The 20,099-nt window shown below is 63.1% G+C and carries 18 protein-coding genes; 10 read left to right on the top strand and 8 right to left on the bottom strand.

The annotated features are described in order from the left end of the window. Positions 1-5 precede the first annotated feature (5 nt). On the bottom strand, positions 6-917 hold the full coding sequence (locus AC0L2L_RS03410) for a LysR family transcriptional regulator (RefSeq protein ID WP_473576189.1): 912 nt from the start codon (positions 915-917) through the stop codon (positions 6-8). 268 nt (positions 918-1,185) lie between these two features. Between AC0L2L_RS03410 and AC0L2L_RS03405 the strand changes: the two genes are divergently transcribed. From AC0L2L_RS03405 to AC0L2L_RS03385, 5 genes are all read left to right on the top strand, one after another. Next, on the top strand, positions 1,186-1,968 hold the full coding sequence (locus AC0L2L_RS03405; RefSeq protein WP_473576188.1) for a 3-hydroxybutyrate dehydrogenase: 783 nt from the start codon (positions 1,186-1,188) through the stop codon (positions 1,966-1,968). 23 nt (positions 1,969-1,991) lie between these two features. Beyond that, positions 1,992-3,149: a patatin-like phospholipase family protein gene (locus tag AC0L2L_RS03400; protein ID WP_473576187.1), complete on the top strand. Its 1,158-nt coding sequence runs from the start codon at positions 1,992-1,994 to the stop codon at positions 3,147-3,149. A gap of 41 nt (positions 3,150-3,190) precedes the next feature. Continuing rightward, a complete protein-coding gene (locus tag AC0L2L_RS03395) occupies positions 3,191-4,585 on the top strand; it encodes an NAD(P)/FAD-dependent oxidoreductase (protein WP_473576186.1) in 1,395 nt (464 codons plus the stop codon). A 19-nt stretch (positions 4,586-4,604) separates the two neighbouring features. Then, complete coding sequence (locus AC0L2L_RS03390; protein ID WP_473576185.1) at positions 4,605-5,951, top strand: dihydrolipoyl dehydrogenase family protein; 1,347 nt, start codon at positions 4,605-4,607, stop codon at positions 5,949-5,951. 139 nt (positions 5,952-6,090) lie between these two features. Continuing rightward, complete coding sequence (locus AC0L2L_RS03385) at positions 6,091-6,795, top strand: peroxiredoxin-like family protein (RefSeq protein WP_473576183.1); 705 nt, start codon at positions 6,091-6,093, stop codon at positions 6,793-6,795. On the opposite strand, the gene AC0L2L_RS03380 is transcribed toward AC0L2L_RS03385, so the two are convergent. The 4 genes from AC0L2L_RS03380 to AC0L2L_RS03365 all read right to left on the bottom strand — a co-directional run bounded on the left by AC0L2L_RS03380 (position 6,779) and on the right by AC0L2L_RS03365 (position 11,353). After that, a complete protein-coding gene (locus AC0L2L_RS03380; RefSeq protein WP_473576182.1) occupies positions 6,779-7,684 on the bottom strand; it encodes a LysR family transcriptional regulator in 906 nt (301 codons plus the stop codon). The two genes, AC0L2L_RS03385 and AC0L2L_RS03380, sit on opposite strands and share 17 nt — an antisense overlap. 524 nt (positions 7,685-8,208) lie before the next feature. After that, complete coding sequence (locus tag AC0L2L_RS03375; protein WP_473576180.1) at positions 8,209-9,450, bottom strand: MFS transporter; 1,242 nt, start codon at positions 9,448-9,450, stop codon at positions 8,209-8,211. A gap of 92 nt (positions 9,451-9,542) precedes the next feature. Beyond that, positions 9,543-10,301 (bottom strand): alpha/beta fold hydrolase, encoded by a 759-nt coding sequence (locus tag AC0L2L_RS03370; RefSeq protein ID WP_473576179.1) that lies wholly within the window; start codon positions 10,299-10,301, stop codon positions 9,543-9,545. Between the two features lie 137 nt (positions 10,302-10,438). After that, a complete protein-coding gene (locus AC0L2L_RS03365) occupies positions 10,439-11,353 on the bottom strand; it encodes a helix-turn-helix domain-containing protein (protein WP_473576177.1) in 915 nt (304 codons plus the stop codon). A gap of 131 nt (positions 11,354-11,484) precedes the next feature. On the opposite strand from AC0L2L_RS03365, the gene AC0L2L_RS03360 reads away from it, so the two are divergent. Further along, positions 11,485-12,681, top strand: coding sequence for a winged helix-turn-helix domain-containing protein (locus AC0L2L_RS03360; protein ID WP_473576176.1), 1,197 nt, complete (start codon positions 11,485-11,487; stop codon positions 12,679-12,681). Beyond that, complete coding sequence (locus tag AC0L2L_RS03355) at positions 12,681-14,351, top strand: winged helix-turn-helix domain-containing protein (protein ID WP_473576631.1); 1,671 nt, start codon at positions 12,681-12,683, stop codon at positions 14,349-14,351. Before AC0L2L_RS03360 ends, AC0L2L_RS03355 begins: the two co-directional genes overlap by 1 nt. Positions 14,352-14,358: 7 nt before the next feature. Here the strand turns inward: AC0L2L_RS03355 and AC0L2L_RS03350 are convergent, their stop codons facing one another. Next, positions 14,359-15,705 (bottom strand): MFS transporter, encoded by a 1,347-nt coding sequence (locus tag AC0L2L_RS03350; RefSeq protein WP_473576174.1) that lies wholly within the window; start codon positions 15,703-15,705, stop codon positions 14,359-14,361. A 155-nt stretch (positions 15,706-15,860) separates the two neighbouring features. Between AC0L2L_RS03350 and AC0L2L_RS03345 the strand changes: the two genes are divergently transcribed. From AC0L2L_RS03345 to scpB, 3 genes are all read left to right on the top strand, one after another. After that, positions 15,861-16,070, top strand: coding sequence for a 2TM domain-containing protein (locus AC0L2L_RS03345; RefSeq protein WP_473576173.1), 210 nt, complete (start codon positions 15,861-15,863; stop codon positions 16,068-16,070). Positions 16,071-17,123: 1,053 nt separating this feature from the next. Next, positions 17,124-18,071 carry a DUF1403 family protein gene (locus AC0L2L_RS03340; RefSeq protein WP_473576171.1) on the top strand — a complete coding sequence of 316 codons (948 nt, stop codon included), beginning with the start codon at positions 17,124-17,126 and terminating at the stop codon, positions 18,069-18,071. A 2-nt stretch (positions 18,072-18,073) separates the two neighbouring features. Continuing rightward, positions 18,074-18,784 carry an SMC-Scp complex subunit ScpB gene (scpB, locus tag AC0L2L_RS03335; protein WP_473576169.1) on the top strand — a complete coding sequence of 237 codons (711 nt, stop codon included), beginning with the start codon at positions 18,074-18,076 and terminating at the stop codon, positions 18,782-18,784. Here the strand turns inward: scpB and AC0L2L_RS03330 are convergent. Continuing rightward, complete coding sequence (locus tag AC0L2L_RS03330) at positions 18,738-19,352, bottom strand: RES family NAD+ phosphorylase (RefSeq protein ID WP_473576167.1); 615 nt, start codon at positions 19,350-19,352, stop codon at positions 18,738-18,740. The genes scpB and AC0L2L_RS03330 overlap by 47 nt on opposite strands. Beyond that, positions 19,349-19,735: a hypothetical protein gene (locus tag AC0L2L_RS03325; RefSeq protein WP_473576166.1), complete on the bottom strand. Its 387-nt coding sequence runs from the start codon at positions 19,733-19,735 to the stop codon at positions 19,349-19,351. The genes AC0L2L_RS03330 and AC0L2L_RS03325 overlap by 4 nt, the downstream gene beginning before the upstream one ends. Positions 19,736-20,099: the final 364 nt, after the last annotated feature.

Genomic DNA, 20,099 nt, shown 5'->3' with positions numbered 1-20,099 from the left:
CGTTGTCACTCTGCGGCAGACAACGCCTTCGTCCGCTCGCCGAACCACGTCTTCTGCGTCGCCTCGCGAACCAGCGCACCAACCGCCGGCGAATGCCTGCGGCCGCGCACCGTGACGAGATTGACGTCGCGCCAGAATTCCGGCTCGGTGATCGGCAGGGCAACGACACCCGGGTGCTTGGCGGTGTGCTCTGGCATGAAACCGAAACCAAGCCCGGCCGCGATCATGGCCAGGGTCCAGTCGTCGCGATCGCTCCAGTAGACGGGACTGACGGTGACACCCTGCTTGGCGAGAATGGCATCCGCGTAGCCGGCAAATTCGCAGTTGTTGCGGTGAATGTAACTTTCGTTGCTCATGTCTTTCACCCGCACAACCCGCTGGTTCGCCAGCCGATGGGCCAGGTGGACCGCCATCACCATCTGCTCGCGAAACAGCGGTAGGGAGTGCACTTCCTCGTCGGCAACGTCCGACGGCAGCGCATAGATGGCAGCCTCGAGATCGCCTTCGAGCAGCCTCTTGCGAAGATTCACGGCGTCTGAATCGCAAAGGTGAAGCTCCACGCCGGGGTGATGCCCACGGACAGCTGCGATCAGCTCGATGATCTCGTCCGGCGCGATCGTGCTCATGATGCCGACCCTCAGCGGCATCCTTTTCAGGTTCACATATTGCTCGGCGATCTGCTTTGCTTGGCGGGAGTTTTCGAAGACACCTTCGAGATACGTCTCGACCATGCGACCGAGCTCGGTGAGGTGGGTGAAGCGGCGCTCACGGTGGAAAAGCGGCCCGCCGAATTCATCCTCAAGAAGCTTGATTGCGCGCGACAGCGCCGGCTGCGTGACATTGCACTGCTCGGCTGCCCTAGTGAAATTCAACTCCTTGGCGACGGCCAAGAAATATCTGACCTGGCTGATCTCCACTGCACGCTCCCCCAGCGGCTGGCATACGGCTTGGCCGTATTGCGGGCGATCTTACTAGCTGCCCCAACGTCAAACAAGCCAAGGCGGCTGGAGCGACGGCGTCGAACCGATGATCTGACCGTCGGCTATCGAATCCATGTCTCAACGGCATTTCCGCTGCTTCGAGCCGCTCGCCATACTTGCTCCAGAAATCAGACCTGGGCGCGCAGCCCGTTGCTCGCAGCCAATGCCCGCCTTCCGGCCATGGCTCCAACCGAAGGAAACGACGATGCTCAGAGGAAAGACGGCACTCATCACAGGCTCGACCAGCGGCATCGGCCAAGGCGTCGCCGAAGCCTTCGCGGCCAAGGGCTGCAACATTGTTCTCAACGGCTTCGGCGACGCCAACGAGATCGAACTGCTGCGCGCGAAACTTGCCGCCGACCACGGGGTGACCGTCCGCTACGACAACGCGGACATGAGCAAGGGGGGGGCGATCACCGCCATGATGGACAAGGCGATCGCCGAGTTCGGCGCGATCGACATACTCGTCAACAATGCCGGCATTCAGCACGTCGCGCCGATCGACGACTTCCCGATCGAGAAATGGGAAGCGGTCGTGGCGATCGACTTGATGTCGTCGTTCTACACGATCCGGCGCGCGCTGCAGGCGATGAAGGAGCGCAAATGGGGCCGCATCATCAACGTTGCCTCCGCCCATGCCCTTGTCGCCTCACCATACAAATCCGCCTATGTCGCGGCCAAGCACGGGGTTGCAGGCCTGACCAAGACGGTTGCGCTGGAGGTCGCCGAACAGGGCATCACGGTCAATGCGGTTTGCCCGGGATACGTGCTCACCCCGCTGGTCGAAAAGCAGATACCGGACACGGCCAAGGCTCGCGGTATCACCGAGGAGCAGGTCATCAAGGATGTGCTTCTGGCGGCCCAGCCGACCAAGCAGTTCGTGACCGTCGCCGAGGTCGCAGCGCTGTGCCTGTTCCTGGCCTCGAACGACGCGGCCTCGATCACCGGCGCCATCATCCCGATCGAAGGCGGCTGGACCGCTCATTGAACCGGCAACGAGGAGCAAAGACCATGAACAAGATCACCCGACATCCTCCGACCGCTGACCCTTTGCCGGAGGCCGCCCAGGCGGCCGATGCTGCCGTCCAGCGGCAAACAGTATTGGTATTGCAAGGCGGCGGCGCTCTGGGAGCCTATCAGGCCGGCGTTTACCAGGCGCTCGTCGAAGGCGGGATTGAGCCGGATTGGGTCATCGGCACCTCGATCGGGGCCATCAACGCGGCGCTGATTGCCGGAAACGAACCAACCGTTCGGCTGGCGAGGCTTCAGGAATTCTGGGAAGGCGTCAGCCGGATCAGCCCGTTCGATGAGTTTTTCCGGATGATGGTTCCAAGCAATGTCTTTGCCAATATGGGCACCGTGATGCGCGGCATACCAGGATTCTTCGAACCGAATCCAAGCGCCATGTTCGGAGTGAACCGCGAAGTGGGTGTCGAGAACGCCTCCTACTACACCACCGATCCGCTCAAGAGGACGCTGAACGACCTGATCGACTTCGACTATCTCAACCGGCGCCATACCCGCCTGACGGTCGGCGCGGTCAACGTCAACACCAGTGAACTCAAATACTTCGATACCCGAGAGATGACCCTGTCGGCGGCGCACATCATGGCGTCGGGCGCGTTGCCGCCGGCGTTTCCGGCGGTCTGTATAGACGGCGAGCCTTACTGGGATGGCGGCATCTATTCGAACACGCCCATCGAGGTCGTCCTCGACGCGCGTCCGCGGCGCGACGCGCTGATCTTTGCCGTCAACATGTGGCAGCCCCGCGCCACCGAGCCGAAGTCGATCTGGCAGGTCATGGGCCGGCAAAAGGACCTTCAATACGCCAGCCGCGGCCGAAGCCATGTTGCCAGACAGGAACAACTGCACCGTCTCCGGCACGTCGTGCGTGAAATGGGAAGGCTGGTTCCCGAGGAGCGGCGTGAGGATCCGATGTTCAAGGAACTTGCTTCCTATGGCTGCCCGTCGGTCATGCACCTTGTGCGGTTGCTGTCGCCCCGTCTCGACGGCGAGGATCACACCAAGGACATCGACTTCACCCGCGCAGGCATCCGCACGCGCTGGCAGGCCGGATACGAGCACGGGCAGCGCGTCCTCTCGGAAAAACCATGGGTATGCGACGTCGACATGTTGCAGGGCATCGTCATCCACGAATCGCAAGAGTGATCGGTTCGAGCGCGACGTCGAGAAGAAGACGGAGAATACCGATGCAGATCATCACTCCGGGGATGCGGCTGGTTCCGGAAGCCGTGCTCGCCAACGACGCCGCGCTCTTCCGTGCGATAACGGAGACACCGTCCCATGCGGACAGCTCGCGGCATCGTGTGGTCATCGTTGGCGGCGGTGCGGGTGGACTGGAACTGGCGACACGCCTTGGTCGCAAATTTGGCAAGCGACGGCTTTCGATCACGCTCGTCGACCGCAATCGCACCCATGTCTGGAAACCTCTTCTGCACGAGCTAGCGTCCGGGACGTTGAACCCGTCGACCGATGCGGTGGAATACATCGCCCATGCCAGCCGCCACCATTATCGCTACCGCATCGGTGAGGTCGTCGGCATCGACCGCGCCAAACGCCAGGTCTTTGTCGCGCCAAGCTTCGACGAAGACGGCAGGCAGATCATCCCGCCGCGTGTGCTGGGATACGACACGCTGGTGCTGGCCGTCGGCAGCGTCAGCAACGATTTCGGCACGCCAGGCGCGGCGCGTCACGCCATCGCGCTCGATACGGCCGGCCAGGCCGCCCGCTTCAACAGGCGCATGATCGACGCATGCCTGCGAGCCAATGCGCAATACGAGCAGCTGTCGCCGGGCCAGCTCCATTGCGTCATTGTCGGTGCCGGAGCCACCGGCGTCGAACTGGCGGCCGAGCTGCACAAGTCGATGCGGGAAATCGCGTCGCACAATCTTGATAACATCGATTTCGAAAGGCTGATCCGTATCACCATTGTGGAGGCGGGCCCGCGCATCCTGCCGGCCCTGCCCGAACACCTCGCACGCGATTCGGCACGCCTGCTCGTCGATCTGGGTGTCCAGATACGTTGCGGTATAAAGGTCACCGAAGTGACCGAGGACGGCATCAGGCTTGGCGAGAAGCTGTTCGTGCCTGCGGAGCTCGTCGTCTGGTCCGCCGGGATCAAGGCTCCGGATTTTTTGAAAAAGCTCGATGGCCTGGAGACGGACCGCATCAACCGCTTGGTCGTGGATGAGACGCTGCGGGCGAGGGGGGACGAACACGTGTTTGCGATTGGCGACTGCGCGAACTGTGTCTTGCCCGGGGAGGATAGCCCGCTGCCGCCGCGTGCCCAGACAGCCCATCAGCAGGCGGATCACCTGGTCAAGGTGATTGCCGCGCGTCTCGAGGGACGGGCCGCGCCGGCGTTGCATTATCGCGACTACGGCTCCCTTGTTTCACTGGCCGACTACGGTTCATTTGGCAGCTTGATCGGCGGGTTGAAGATCGAAGGTCTGCTGGCCCGGCTGACGTATCGCTCGCTCTACAAGATGCATCTCAACGCGGTGCAAGGGACGTTCAAGACCACGCTGGATACGATCGCCGGGATCTTGACGCGACGCACAAGGCCGCGAGTCAAACTGCATTGACTCCCAGGAGGCCGGGACGGTGGAAAAATATGATGTCGTGATCCTCGGCGGCGGCAATGCCGGGATGGGTGTGACGGTGGCCACGCGCGCTGCCGGCCTGTCGGTGGCGATGATCGAGGCGCGCGACCTCGGCGGCACTTGCCCCAATCGCGGCTGCACGCCGAAGAAGGTTCTCGTCGCGGCCGCCCATGCGCTCCATGAGATCGAACGGGCCGACCGGCACGGGATCGCGATCGACAGGCCGAGGCTCGACTGGCCTGCCCTGATCGAACGCGAAAAGGACATCATCAGTGACATTCCGTTCCGCCTGTCCGGATTGATGGCCAGGCGGGGCGTCGACGTCATCGTCGGCGAGGCCGCGTTCATCGGCAGCAATGCCATCAGCGTCAACGGCCGCGAGCTCGAAGCAAGGAACATCGTCATCGCAACGGGCTCGAAGCCGCGTCCACTTCCGATTCCGGGCGCCGAGCATATGACCATTTCCGACGATGTCCTGAGCGATCCGGTGCTGCCACGCGCAGTGGTATTCGTCGGCGGCGGTGTCATCGCCTTCGAACTGGGTCACGTCTACGCGCGCGCCGGCGTCGAGGTGACGATCCTCGAAGCGCTGCCGCATCTGCTCGCAACATTCGACGCCGATGCCGTTGCCCGGATCCGCGACGAGAGCGAACGCATCGGCATTCGTGTCCGCACACTGGCCTGGGTGCAGAGGATCGACAAAGCCGACGGACGGTTACGCGTCACCTTTGTGGCGGATGGCGTCGAATGCGTCGTGGATGCGGACAGGGTTGTCAATTGCGCCGGGCGCGTGGCCAATGTCGACCGGCTCGATCTTGGCGCCGGCGTCATCGTGCATCGTGAAGGCCGAATCGAAATCGATGATCACCTGCGTTCGCGTTCCAACCCGGACGTCTATGTCTGTGGTGATGCGGTGTGGAATTCTCCGCAGCTTTCCCCCGTCGCGACCTATGAGGGCGGCATCGTCGGTCGCAACATCGTCGATGGAGCGAAACATCGTCCGGACTATGGCGAGATACCGGCTTGTCTCTATACGGTTCCGGCGCTGGCCAGCGTTGGATTGACCGAAGCCAAGGCCAAGGAGCAGGGGCTTGCTGTAAAGGTTCGTGTGAACGACATGCAGGGCTGGCTGTCCGCCAAGACCTATGTCGAGACCGTGGCGTGGTCAAAGATCATCGTCGAGGACACCACGGACAGGATCCTCGGGGCGCACATGGTGGGCCATGCGGGCGAGGAGCTGATCCATATCTTCGCGCTTGCCATGAGACATGGCATCACGGCGTCGCAGCTGTCCGAAACCGTCTACGCCTTCCCGACCTTTGCCTCGGATATCAGGAACATGATGTAACGAATCCAGTGAGGCGACGAACAGAATACGAACGTCTCCTGCGATGATGCACGCGCGGCATCAAAACCATGCGAGAAAAACATGGCCGTGGCGGCGAGTCTTCGATGATAGGCTGCATGAGACCTATGAAAGTGCGGAAATGGCCGTCGACGACCAGTCAATGACATTTGAACAGTCCGTCCAGGCTGCCATAGAACTCGACGCTTCCCTGAACGAGCGGCTGGCGGTGATCGCGGCCGCAGTGCGTCGCCTCAATCCGAGTTTCGCCGATGCGGTGGACCGCTTGGTTGTGCGCCTGGAACAACAAGAGGCCGGGGCGATGGCGCCGGCGCCTGGCGATATCATGCCGGCATTTCTGTTGCCCGACGATGAGGGCAGACTGGTTGGCCTTGGCGACATCCTCCTGCGAGGTCCTGCCGTGATCACTTTTCAGCGCGGCCACTGGTGTCCCTACTGCCGGTTGAACGCGATCGGCATCGTTGAAGCTCAGCAGGAGATTGCAACGCTGGGTGGGCAGGTCGTGGCGATCATGCCGGAGCGGCGCAGATTTGCGAAGGCGATGAAGGCGGCGGTGGGTGCCGACTTTCCGTTCCTGACCGACATGGACAACGGCTATGCCCTCTCGCTCAATCTCGCGATCTGGATCGGGACCGAGATGGAGCGGTTGATGGGCGTTGCGTATGATCTGCCAAACTACCAAGGCAACGCCAGCTGGTTTCTGCCGATCCCCGCGACTTTCGTCGTCGACACGAACGGGGTGATCACGGATCGCTTCGTCGATCCCGACTACCGTCGGCGCATGGATATCGATGACTTGGTCGCGGCGCTCAGACGGGCTCGCTGACGCCGAACGTCGACCAGTCCGTCGACCGCAGCAAGTTCAGAAGGGTCATCGCTACCGGCGAGCGATGTCGACCGGCAACCGCGTAGACGGCGACGATCCGCGCAATGTCCAAGTCACGCAGCTTGAGCCTGCGGACGTTAGGCGAACGCGGAGCGGTCACTGAGACAAACCCAACTCCGGCATTGGCTTCCAGCAACGCCAGAAGATCATGGTCGGTCTCCACCTCATGCGCGGTCCGCGGCGCCAGACCCTTCGCAGCAAGGCAACGCGTCAGCTCCTCGCTGGTTTCCCAATCAATCCTGCTGAGCACGGGCTCCGCAGCCAACTGGCTTAACGCGACGTCGGCTTCGTTGCGGCGGGCAAGCGGATGATCGGAACTTACGACGAGTTCTATGCTCTCCTGGAAGAGCGGCCAGGTGTCGAGCCGATCCCAAGCCTGTCCCAGCGGGCCGGCAACGGCCAGCTCGACCTCGCCGTTCTTGAGCGCATCGACGACAGCAGTCGGCGAACCGCGGCTGATCTTGAGATGAACCCCGGGATAGGCCCGGAAAAGCTCCGTGAACGGTGAAACCAGCAGCGCGATGTTGACGCTGTTCGAGATGGTGACGTTGAGGGGGGCCACGTCGCTGCTCTGCACGGCCTTGGCGAGCGACTTGGCGGAAGTGGCGGCGTCGTAGCATTGCTGCAGCAAGGGCAGCATGCGCCGGCCGAGTTCTGTCAGATGAGAATGCTGGCGCTCGCGCCGAAGGAGCTCGCCGCCCAACTCATCTTCAAGTGTTTTGATCGCGCGCGTCAATGCAGGTTGCGTGACGTTGCACTCTTCGGCGGCCCTGGTGAAGTTCAGAGTGCTGGACAGGGCCAGGAAATAGCGGACCTGCTGCATTTCCATGAATTTTCGCCCCCTCAGCGAAATCCGATTCGTCAGGCATAGCTAATTTGCGCCTATGCTAACGCAACCGGAGGCTTAGGCAAGGCGCGGGCTTGTGGAGGCGGTGCAATCGGGTCTAAGTGCCGCTGGCTTTGGCGAGCTGGTTGCCGGTGACTCTTGTCACATCCTCGCCTGGATTCCAACTTTGAGGTTCCGAAGGTCGCGCTCAGCTGTGCAGATGCCTCGTGACAGCGAGACCTCCTTTCAACGCAAGCTGGGGCCCGCAAAAATCATTCGTGATTGCAAATCCAAGCCGTGTAGCAGCGGCGGGGTTTTGAATCCCCGAGGCGAAAACGCATTTGTTATCAAGGAGTTGAGAGAAATCAAGACTGCCGAGGGCGCCGTGCTGAACTTTCTTGTCAAAAAATCTGTAACAATATCAGGTCGTTAGATAACCGTGATGGTAGCGGGAGAGTGCTACCGCCTTTCCCCCCACTCATCAGATCGGCGGTTCCTGCTCAGTTGTCTTGGATGACAGAACAAGACTAACCCAGTCTGGTTCTCACTCCCAACCGGCTCGGTGCCGCCATCGTAGCAAGGAATAGCACCAATCCAGCCGCGGTAAGGGCAAAGCCGGCCCAGACGGCCGATAGCAGGTCCAAGCCCGCCCCGATGGTGAGGCCGCCGGCCCAGGCGCCAAGGGCGTTCGCGACGTTGAGCGCGGCGAGATTCATCGCACCCATCAGCGTCCTCGATTCCGGCGCGAGGCTGGTGAGGCGCACCTGGATGGCCGGGATTGCCGCCATCATCGTCGCGCCGACGCCGAACAACGCCGCGAACAGTATCCAGGTGTTGGCGCCCCAAATGCCCAAGGCCACGAGCACGACAAGAGCATAGCCGTAGCCTGCTATAATGCCGCGGTTCGGGTGTACATCAGCGAGGCGGCCGCCATAGAGATTGCCGAAGGTCATGCCGATGCCGAACAGTGCCAGGGCGAGCGGGATAGCCTGCGGGGGCAGCATCACCAGGTCCGTCACGAAGGGGCCAATGAAAGTGTAGACGGCAAAGATGGAAGAGATGCCCAATGCAGCGACCGCCATCATCAGCCAGACGCGACCGTTCCGCAGACCGCTGAGTTCGTGATCGATCGAGGCTCCGTCGAGCTCTGGGCTGCGCGGCACCAGGAACCACAGCGACAGCAGGGATGCGACGCCCAGCCCGCCAATGCACAGATAGGCGGCTCGCCATCCGACGGTCTGGCCCAGGAAGGTGGCGATCGGCGAACCGAGGATCGTAGCGATGGTCAATCCGGCCATGACGGTGGCGAATGCCCGGCCGGCATGTCCGGGACCAACCACGTAGGACGCCACGACTGCTCCGGCGCCAAAATAAGCCCCCTGCGGCAGTCCGGTGACGAAACGGGCGACAACGAACATACCCAGCCCGTCGGCCATGGCCGACAGCACATTGCCGAGGATGAAGATCCCGATCAACATCAGCAGCAACGAACGACGGTTGAGCCGCGCGGCGAACAGCGTCAGGGCAGGTCCGCCGATGACGACACCGATCGCGTAGGCGGTAATGGCGTGCGTCGCAGTGGGGATGTCGACGCCAAGCGAGGCCGAAAACAGCTGGATCATCCCCATGCTGGCGAACTCGGTAGTGCCGATGCAGAAAGTGCCTAGTGCGAGGGCGAAGAGCACCAGCCCTCGTCCCCGTGCCTTCCCCGCAGCCGAACCAATTTCGTCGATCAGGCCTGCATGGGCCTGGGTGCCGTCATTAGACATGGCTCTTCCTCGTTGGCGAAGTCTGAAGGTCAGGGTGCGGCCGGCGGCGTATGGGAGCTGCAACGCCGCCGACCCGGGGAGTTATCGGCGACCTACTTGACCGCCTCAGCCGCAGCGAGGATAGCGTCGGCCACGGCCTGCGGCTGGGAGATCATGGCGACATGGCTGGAGGCCACATGCACCGTCGTCGCCTTCATGGTGTCGGCGAAAATCTGCTGCAGCTGGGGCGGAATGATCTGATCGTTGTCGGCGATCACGTACCAACTCGGCTTGGATGCATAGGCGGCTGTGGTCACCTGTCCGTCGAAGGCGCCTGAGAATAATGGTGCCTGGGTGGCGGCCAGCAGCGCCGCCGCCTGCGGGGCGATGTCCGGCGCGAAATACTTGGCCATGCCAGCGCCCGACCAGGTCAGCCAGCCCTGCGCATCGGCGTGAATCTCGCCCTGCCAGGCCGGCGGCTTCGGTGCGGACCCGACGATGGCGTTGACCGACTGCCCGACCGCTGGCGCGAAAGCGGCGACGTAGACCAGCGCCTTGACCTTATCGCTGTTGCCGGCCTCAGTGATGACGGCGCCGCCATAAGAGTGGCCGACGAGGACGACATTGCCGGGCTGGTCGTCGATGACCCGGCGGGTCGCGGCCACGTCGGCCTCGAACGAGGACGACGGGTTATGGACAGCAACGACGTGGAGGCCGTGCTGCTGGAGCAACGGCACGACTTCCGCCCAGCTGGAGCCATTGGCCCAGGCCCCGTGCACCAGCACGATCGAGGGGGCTTCCTGGCCGAGGGCGACAGTAACCATGCTGGCCGTGCCGATGGCAGCGGCCGCAAGGGTGGCTTTGATGGACATGCTGGTCTCCTTCGCTTGGGCTTGCCCTGTGCCGTTGGCCCGCAGGACGGGGGCAATGGCACGGGTCAGCGGCACCACGCCGCTTTGATGCGAAGACTGTAGGGAGGCCGAGGGCCCCCCGTATTTCCAGGGCTTGCCTATCTTTCTGCAGATATTGCGGCGGCGGGCGTCAGCCCTAGCTGCGCGTCGCGATACTGGCGCGGTGTCAGCCCAGTCAGCTTGCGGAACACCCGCGAGAAGTTGGCCTGCGTGCCGAAGCCGGTGTCGAGCGCCACCTCTACCATCGGGGCTCGCCTGGTGCGCAGTCGCTCCTGGGCAGCGGCAACCCGCCGCTCGACCACGTAGCGGTGTGGCGGCTGCCCTGTCGCCTGGTGGAAGAGGCGGGCGAAATGGTAGGGGCTGAGGCAGGCCTCGCTCGCAAGGTCATCAAGCGTGATGGTCTCGCCCATTCGTTCTTCGATGTAGCTCAGCACCCGTTGCAGGCGCCGAGGTTCCAGCGATGGCTGGCGGGATGGATGGCGCCAGCGGTCGACGGTGTAGTTGCCAATCAGATACGCTACCAGGGCCGTGCGCAGACCCTCGGCGAACAGCCGGTCGATCGACTGGCTGGGCCGGCCCAGCAGGCCATGGATCGCCATCCCGATCTGCGACAGCGTCGGATCGGCAAAGCCACCCTCATAAACCAACTCTGCCCTTGCCGGATCGATTCCGTGGTCGATCAGGGCGCTGTCTTCGAGCAGCCGGGGAGACAGGTGGATGATTAGGCACTCGGTGTCTCCATCGAATTCGAGCACAGTTTCGACCATGCCCGCCGGCGCCAGCCAGCTCGTACCGGTTAGCGCCAGCCTCTCCTGCAGCCTTCCTTCGGCCCGCCGCCGCAAGGCGGACCGTCCCGAAAGGACATAGGCCAGCTCGTTCGCTGCCTGCGTACCGCAATGATGTACGCCTGCCCCGATCCGCCGGCGCTCGACATGCAGCCCCGTCCACACGGCCACTGCGGTGAGGATGTTGCTGCCCTGGTCCTTTTTGTCGTCGTCGATCGGTGGCGTCATGCAACCTGGCCCGCATTGTCTGAGCAGTCGTGCTACCTTCTCCTGCGCCGTGTACTCGGGCGAGTTAAGTGCGGTTAAACCCGGCATCGGCTGTGCTAGATTGCTGCCAAGTCCGGCAGTATGGAGGGGGCATGGCCGAAAGTCTGGCGGGCGGAAGCGCTGACCGATCCTACGCTTTCGGGCCGTTTCGGCTGGTGCCGGAGCGGCAGTTGCTGCTTCGCGATGGTCAGCCCGTGCGGATCGGCGGCCGGGCCCTCGACATCCTGACCGTGCTCGTCGAGCAAGCAGGCGAGACAGTCGGCAAGCGTGAGCTCATAGCGCGGGTCTGGCCCAAGTTATTCGTCGACGAAAGCAACCTCAAGGTCAACATGAACGCCCTGCGCCGGGCGCTCGATGAGGAGATGGCGTCACCGCAATACATCGCGACGGTGGTCGGGCGTGGCTACCGCTTCATCGGGCCGGTCCAAACGTTGAGGTTACCCGACTGGGCGACAGCACCAACGAATGCAGCGCCAGTCCGGCACAATCTGCCCGCCGCAACCACGCGTATCGTCGGCCGTGACTCGGCTATCGAGACCATCCGAGCCCAGTTGCGGGCGGCGCGCATAGTCTCAATCGTCGGCCCTGGTGGCATCGGCAAGACGAGCGTCGCCCTCGCGCTGGCCGAGCAGACGCTCGGCACCACTCGCGACGGCGTGTGGTTCATCGACCTGTCGACGCTGACCGACCCTGCCCTCGTGCCAAATGCCGTCGCGACCGTTATCGGGCTCACGGCGCATTCCGAGAACATGCTCGAGGCACTCCGCCAATATCTGCGCCATCGGGACATGTTGCTGATCCTCGATAGCTGCGGCATGTCATCGATGGGGTGGCCTCCTGCGTCGATCTCGTCGCCAGAGGCGCGGACAATCTCCGTATTCTCGCGACGAGCCGCGAGCCGCTCCGCATCAAGGGTGAGCGCGTCCGTCGGCTGCCCGGTCTCGCCGCGCCGTCGGCATCGAGCGCACTCAGCGCCGGCGAAGCGCTCAGCTACCCGGCAGTTCAGCTTTTCGTCGACCGCGCCGTGGACCGCGACGAAACATTCAGCCTGGGCGACGGGGATGCACCGGCAGTGGCCGAAATCTGCCGGAGGCTCGACGGTTTGGCGCTCGCTATCGAGCTCGCCGCCACGCATGTCGGCACGCTGGGTGTCCGTGGATTGCTCGGCGCCTTGGACGATCGGTTCCGTGTGCTTGAAACTCGCCGCGGGGGACCGGAGCGGCACCGCACGCTGCTGGCGACCATCGAGTGGAGCTATGCCCTCTTGTCCAAGGGAGAACAGCAGCTGATGCGTCGGCTCTCGGCGTTCGCCGGTATATTCAGCCTGGACTCCGCCTGCGCCATCGCCATGGACGACGGGGCGAGCAGGGGCGCCGTGACTGCCGATCTTTCTCAACTCATTTCCAAATCGCTCATCTCGGCCGAGTTTCGCGGCCTCGAAATGGAATACCGGCAGCTCGACTCGACCCGCGCCTACGCCATGGAAAAACTGGCGGAAAGCGGGGAGCTCCACGCAATCCGGCGACGTCACGCCGAGCACTGCCTCGACCTCCTCGCCATTGCCAAGGATGACATCGAGCGGCTCCCTCGAGCGGAGTGGGTAGCCAAGTACGCCGGCAAGGTCGACGATGTGCGCGGGGCGCTGCGTTGGACCTTCTCGAACCCGGACAGCAACGCCTTGAGTGTGAAGCTGACGGTGGCGTCCATTCCCTTCGGCAAGCAGATGTCGCTGATCGAAGAATGTCGGATCGCCGTCGAACGGGCTCTCGACGATGGCCTCGCCGAACATCGAAGCGTACGCGACGAGCTACTGCTCAATCTGACGCTGGGCGCTACCCTTCTGCATGCGCGGGGGCCGTTGCTGCGGGTGAAGGACGCGCTCGGCAAGGCGCTCGGCATCGCCGAACAGTTGGGCGATACGGACATGGAGCTCGAATGCCTTCGTGGGCTCTCCGAATACGAGCTCTGGACCGGCGATTCCCGATCGGCCATGGCCGTTGCCGAGAAAATTCGCGCCCTGGAAGGCAAGGGACAGAAGGCTGCAGCCGGTGATGCGGATGCCCAGGCCGGCTCCGCGCTATCGTGGCTCGGCGCATTAGGGGCAGCCCGGAACCGGCTGCAAGGTATCGTACACAAGCCGGCGATCACCGATCGCCGTCCGGACGCGGCACGGTTCGATTTCGACCAGCGGCTCACCGCACGCGGCTCGCTGGCGACAGTGCTGTGGCTGCAGGGACTTGCCGATCAGGCCGTCGAGACAGCCAAGCGCCAGCTCGAGGATGCCGAGACGTCGAACTATGCCGTGTCGCTCTGCTACGCGCTGCTGCACTGCTCGCTCATCATCGCCATGTATGTGCGGGACTACGAGGCCGCGTATCGCTATCTCGAGCGCGGCGTCGAACATGCGACGCGGCACCGCCTCGCCATCTGGCGGGCAATGGCAGCGGGACCCCATGCACGGCTGAACCTCTACACGGGTCGACCCATTGATCTGCCGGCGTTCCGCGAGACCCTGGCAGAAGTGCGGGATGGCGGCTTCCGCATGCGCTACCCCAACTATCTCACCAATTATGGCGAGGCACTGGCGCGGCAAGGCGATCTCGAAGGCGGCCTCGCGGCCATTGACGAGGCGATCGCCCTCTCGAGGAACAGCGGCCAGATTGTCGGCATCCCGGAGATCCTTCGCATCAAGGGCAACGTCATCCGCTTCCAGGAGTCCCACGAATGGGAACGAGCCCTCGCGTGCTATCTGGAGTCGATCGAGCTGGCGCGGCGGGACTACGCACTCGCCTGGGAGCTTCGCTCTACCATGAGCATGGTCAAGCTCTGGCGCCGGCATGGAGGCAATGACGAGGCCGAACAGATGCTCGCTTCTTGCTTGGACCGCTTCACCGAAGGGTTCTGGACTGGCGACCTGAAACAGGCGCAAGCGCTACTGGCGTTGCGCCCGAAATTTTGACGCGGCGTCAGGGTGCCTCGCCCGCCGTTGGCCGGCGCAACACGGCTATACCCTTCCGGATTGGCGGCCAAATGACAATGAAGGCTAGTAGCGCGGCTCCCAGGCTGACTGTAGCCATGGAGGCTTGTAGACTTGCTGCCCCGCCGCCAAAACCATGTTCCGCCACCAGCGGGACCAGCGATGGACCGAGCCCGATTCCAAGCAGCGCGGTGACGGTCAGCGACAGCGCGATCGTCGTGGCTCGCATTTCGTTGGGCACACTTTCCTGCATGACGACGTGCCCGATCACATAGCCGCTTATCGAACCGAAGGCCCATATGGCAAAGGCGAGTGCTGCCTGCTGGCCGGTGGCAGCAAAGAACGTGGTCGATGCGCCGGCGATCGTCAGCGTGTAGCAACCGAGCAGCAGGACGACGCGGGTCGGCACGCCCCAGCGCCGCACGACCCAATCCGACAACGCGCCGCCGGCAAGCGATGCGACGACCCCGCTGGTCGTGATCGACAGCGCGACAAGGCCGCCCGCCTCGAACGGGGTCATACCGTGCGTGCGCTGCAGGAGCGTCGGCAGCCAGGAGATCAGAGCGTAGTCACCAATGCCGAGCGCCCCTTTGACTAGGCACACCCTGAGCACCGCGCCGTTGTCGGCGACCAGTTGGCGGAGCACGCCCGCAAGCGGTCGCAGACCCGAGCTGTGCCGGCGCTGCGGCTCGCGGACGAGCAGGAGCAACGGCAGCAGCATCAGGCCCGGAGCCCCGACCAACACGAACAGCTGCCGCCACGGCGCCAGCGGCCCGATCAGCGCGATCGGCTCCAGCAACCCCGCCGAGCTCCAGGTCAGTACCATCCCGCCCACGAACAGCGCCGTGCCGGTGCCGAATGTCGCGCCGAGCGAAAACGTGCCGAGCGCAAGGCCGCGACGGTGGGGCGAAAAGCAGTCGATGATGAGCGACGAAGCTGCCGGGATCAGCGCTGCCTCGCCGAGGCCTACCACCACCCTCGCGGCAAAAAAGCTCCAGAAGTCGGCGGCCAAGCCGCACGCGATCGTCGCCGCCGACCAGAGTGTGATGCCGGCCATGATCAAATTGCGACGGTTGGCAAAATCGGCGAGCCGGCCGCATGGCACGCCTGCCAGGGCGAAGATCACGGCAAATCCGGCACCCTGCAGCAGGCTGATCTCGAAATCCGTCAGCGTCAGTTCCGCGCGGATCGGATCGACGACGAGATTGATGACCAACCGATCGGTGAAAGACACCAGCAGCGCCAGGCACAGAACGATGACGGCGTACCAGCCGGCAGAAGCGGAGGTGCCCGACACTTTTTCCAGCCTGTCATCATGGACTATTTCGCTCAGCATGGCGCCCCTCTGCCTACCTCCAACTGGAACCGCAAGGCACATCAACAAGACAGCAAAAACTGCAAAGAGCCTAGTCTGGATGTGGGCCATCATTGCAGCCATGGCGTGTCCTTTAGGCGACGCGCGTTTTTGTAACCAACATTTGGGAGTGCGTCATGATGCATGCCAGCCGATCAGAGCGCAGGCTTGGATTTCAAATCCACGCCGTGGTGTTTGTTCCGATAATAGTGCTGCTTTTCGCCATCAACCTATGGACGGGGCAGCCCTACTGGGTTCTGTGGGTCCTGCTGGGCTGGGGCGTGGGCATCCTCGCTCATTGGTGGTTCGTGCTAGGTCCGGGCGCAAGCGCAGCTGACAAGAGTTGAGGATGAGACTCGTGCGTGATGAACTCGCGCTGGATATCATTGAGTATGGCATCTGGGGCGGAAACAGTACGGTACTGATTTTCGCCAACGCCGAGGCTGTCTGCAAACATCGTCACCATGCTGGTCTGCATAGCGAAGACCCAAGATGGTCGCCTCAACCTCGTCTTCAGACAGCATAAGCGGCTAAGAAGAGACCGGGCCGCAAAATGTAGCTAATGCCTGCCCGCCCTCGATCGATACGCGTTGCGCCAATTGGGCGGCAACGCGACAATCGCCCGAGCACTCGGTGGGCTTGTCAGTGATGGCTATCTGCGAATGAACGTCGCTCGCCGCATCGCCAGGTCGATCTTGTACGACGGCCCCGTTGAAACTTATAAGCTTTGACCGGGCCCGCCCATCTCTTGGATAGCTGAGTGGGGCTGGCGGTAGCGGATGTCCGCTTAACCGATTGATCTTATTGACATATTGGTAGCGGGAGACCGCTACATCGCAACACCCACTATCGACGAGGCGTTCTTTTGCTATCGACGGAGCGCGGCTTAAATAGTCGAAATTCCATTTTGAGGAAGAGTCTGGCCGATGTCCTCCGAAGGCAGAGGGTCACGACTGCCTTTGCGGCTGACTACCCTCCTGCTGGTGTTTCTAGGAGCAGTCCATTCCTGCTTCGCATGGCAGGGTACCTTGTTCGAACCGCGTTTGCGAGCTGTCCGTCATGTTCCCCCCATCCCTCAGCCAAACGGCGTTTGCGTATCTACGTCGGCCCGTAACGCCCGATTCAGCATTCCAGCACTTCCGACCCACTATTGGTAACGGTGCAGGGTTGCTCAGGTTAATAAAAGAAAGATTTGCCCTGAAACGCGACAGGCGCATGGAATTTGCCGCGTAGCCAGTAAGATGAATTCGGTTGTACGAGTGTACAAACGAATTCTATTCATTATTTCTTGGGGCGAACGATAATGCAACATTATCATTCGTTTTGTCGCCCCGACAGGCTGTGCGCTTTGGCGCGAAAACGATGGCGCAAAGCGCACGGCCGATTTACCCTCCAAAACCATGATTCGACTCGATCCCGCGACCGCCAGCTCCGCCGCGCCGCCGACCGTGCCCACCTGGGCGCTCGCCGCCGGCGCTGCCAGCGACGCCGACGCCGCCTTCCAGGCCGGCGCCGCCCTGGCCGCGCTCGACACGCTGGCCCGCGCTCAAGCCAGCTGGGCCGGCGCCTGGCGGCAGCGCCTGGCGCTTCGCTGTGCCGCCGCCAGCATGAGGCTCGCCGGCCGCACCGAGGATGCGGCCGCCCTGCGCAACGCCTGGCACCTGCGCCCGGTCGGCGTTGATCCCGGTCCCGCCGGCGCCATCCTTGGCGCCTGGCGACAGCTGGCCGGGCAGCCGCCCGTCACCGCCGATCGTTTCGCCAGGATCGTCGAGATGCTCGGACTCTGCTGGGACGGTGCCGCGCTTGCGGCGCTTTGCGCGGAGGTCGATAACCTGGCAAAGTCGCAACGGCCGGCGCCGTTCGCCGCCGCGGCGATCGCCGCTCACGTCGTCGCCATGCGGCCCGACTGCGAGCTTTTTGCCTGGTGGCTCGCTGACCTCGTGCTGGCACAAAGCCTGCGCTGGCCGCGGCCGCTGCCGCTGCTGATGGCTCAGGTTTTTGCTTCGGTCTTTCGCGGCGAGGCCGGCGGCAGGCGCATCCGACCCGGGGACGAGAATTTTGAGCGGGCGGTTTGCCTGGCGCTGGTGGCGGCGGGGGCAGACGCCTGCCGGCTGGCCGCCGAGCTGTCGCGCCGCGCCGAAAGGCTCATCGCCATCGCACCAAAATTGCGCGCCAAGGGCGCCGGCGACATAATCTTTCTGCTGCTCAGTGAAGACGCCGTCTCGGGATCGCTGACGACCAAAAACCTGTCGCGCTTTGCGGCGCGGCGCTTGTTCGATCGGCTGCAACAATTGGAAGCCGTGCGCGAGCTCTCCGGCCGCACCACCTTTCGTCTGTTCGGGCTCTAACGATGAGCGAAGCGTCCGCCCGCCGCAAGCCGAAGGATCAACCGGCGCTACTGGACAACGAGCTCGAGCACCTGCCGCCGGAACTGCGCTGGCGCGAATGGATGGGCCGCGTCGAAGCGGTGATCTTTGCCGCAAATGAACCGGTGACACGCAGTGTGCTGGCGCGGGTGGTGGGGAAGAATTGCAACATCGAGCTGATCATCGAAGACATCCGCGCCGAGCTCGCCGGCCGCCCTTACGAGCTGGTCGCGGTCGCTGGCGGCTGGCAGCACCGGACCAAAAAAGTCTTTGGCGACGTCATCCACGCCGCCTTCGGTATAGCCGCAGGGGAGGCGGCAAAAGAGGCAAAAGAACTGTCGCAGGCGGAGGCTCTGGTTTTGATGTGCATTGCCTATTTCCAGCCGATCACCCGGGGTGAGCTGTCGAGCTTTTTCGGCAAGGAGGTGTCGCGCGACCTGATCGGCGTGCTGCGCGCGCAGGATTTTATCGCTTCGGGACCGCGCTCGCCGCAGCCGGGGGCGCCTTATACATATGTGACGACCAGAAATTTTCTGTCGCAGTTCGGGCTCGACACGCTGCGCCAGCTGCCGGATTTCGAGGCGCTCGAGGATGCCGGCCTGCTCTCGAAGGAGAAGCTGCTGGCCGGCGATATTCCGGCTGGGTTTGCTAACGGGGAGGGCGAGGACGATGTTGTTGAGGACCAGGTGTCGTGAGCGGGGCGTTTTCGCGTTGCAACCACAGAGACGATCGATGCCTCAGGACCAGGACGACTGGGTCGTGCGGCAGCCGGTCATCTGGATCGTGAACCGCGACATGATCGCCGTCGACGAGATTGGCCGGAAAGACCACCAGATTGGTGCCGCCGGCGTGGCGCAGCGACGGGAGCAGGATGCCGCGAAGCCCGGCCGTGATGATCAGGTCAGCGAGCTTCCACGATGGCGGGATTTTCTTGTCGATGCGAGCGATCTGGCGCCAGGCACAATCCCATTCCCTCCAGGCACTGTCCCAGATGTCCGGGTCGAATCCCTGCGAAAGGTCGGCCACCTCGGCGAGCGTGATCTTGTAAGCCGCAAGGGTGGCAGGCGGGGTGATGCTGGCACCCTGCTTGTATTCATCAAGAGCCGTCTGGGACGAACGGGACAGGTAAAGCGCTTCGACGCCTGGCCGGTTAAAACGACCGCCGTCGATCGCTGCGCCTGCACCGCTGGTGGGCAGGAAAGCCCATTTGGGTGTCAGATAGCGATGGAAGATCTCGTCCGGTCCGACGCGGGTGACCTTCACCCAGGCGCCCCGTTCTCGATATCCCGGATGAAGGCCAGGACTGCTTCGACCTGGCCGTCGGCGACGAGCTCGGCCGCCGTGCGATGGCCATAGTCGGCGATCGGTTCGTTGCGATACCAGTAGATCGCCTTGTCGACGTCGCCGGTGAGCTCCGTCGCGGCCGAGATCACTTTGACCATCTCGCGCATCCGGCCCTGCAGGCGCTCCGATGAGGGATTGCGGACCGTGTTGCGATGAACCCCGGTCAACTGTGCCAAATTGGCCACCTTCACGCCAAGCGCCTGCGACAGGCGCTTCGGCGAGATATAGGGCGTGCGCGGCTCCTGAAGGCTATCGACAAAGCCTGAGATCGCGGTGGAATGTGCGAGCTGTGCGTTGGCCATGGCAAATCTTCGACCTCTTATATGCACAATATATGCACATTCCAACGCATAGCAAGTGAACAGTGGCCTGGCGCCTTCCAGCGACCGTTTGTCCTTCCTCATCCTCGTAGCGGTTGCCGGCTGGCGGCAGCAATGCGCCGCATGTCGGACGTTGAGATCAGATTTGCCGCGTGCCAGATGCCGACATCAGGGAACTCTAATGAGTCGAGGGGAATTCGCCCGCAGAAGTCGATCGGCGTATCAGCGCACCTTCGCTCGAGTCGCGACGAAGTCCTAGCCATTGAGGATTTCAGCGAAGCCGTGGGTGACCCGGCGCGCTTGTCGCGCGGGATCAGGATCCTTGCTGGTGCCACCGGCGTGAGGC

This window comes from Mesorhizobium sp. WSM4832 (genome assembly GCF_055811115.1).
Note: the sequence above shows the minus strand (reverse complement) of the source record. Positions and strands in the feature narration are given on the sequence as shown.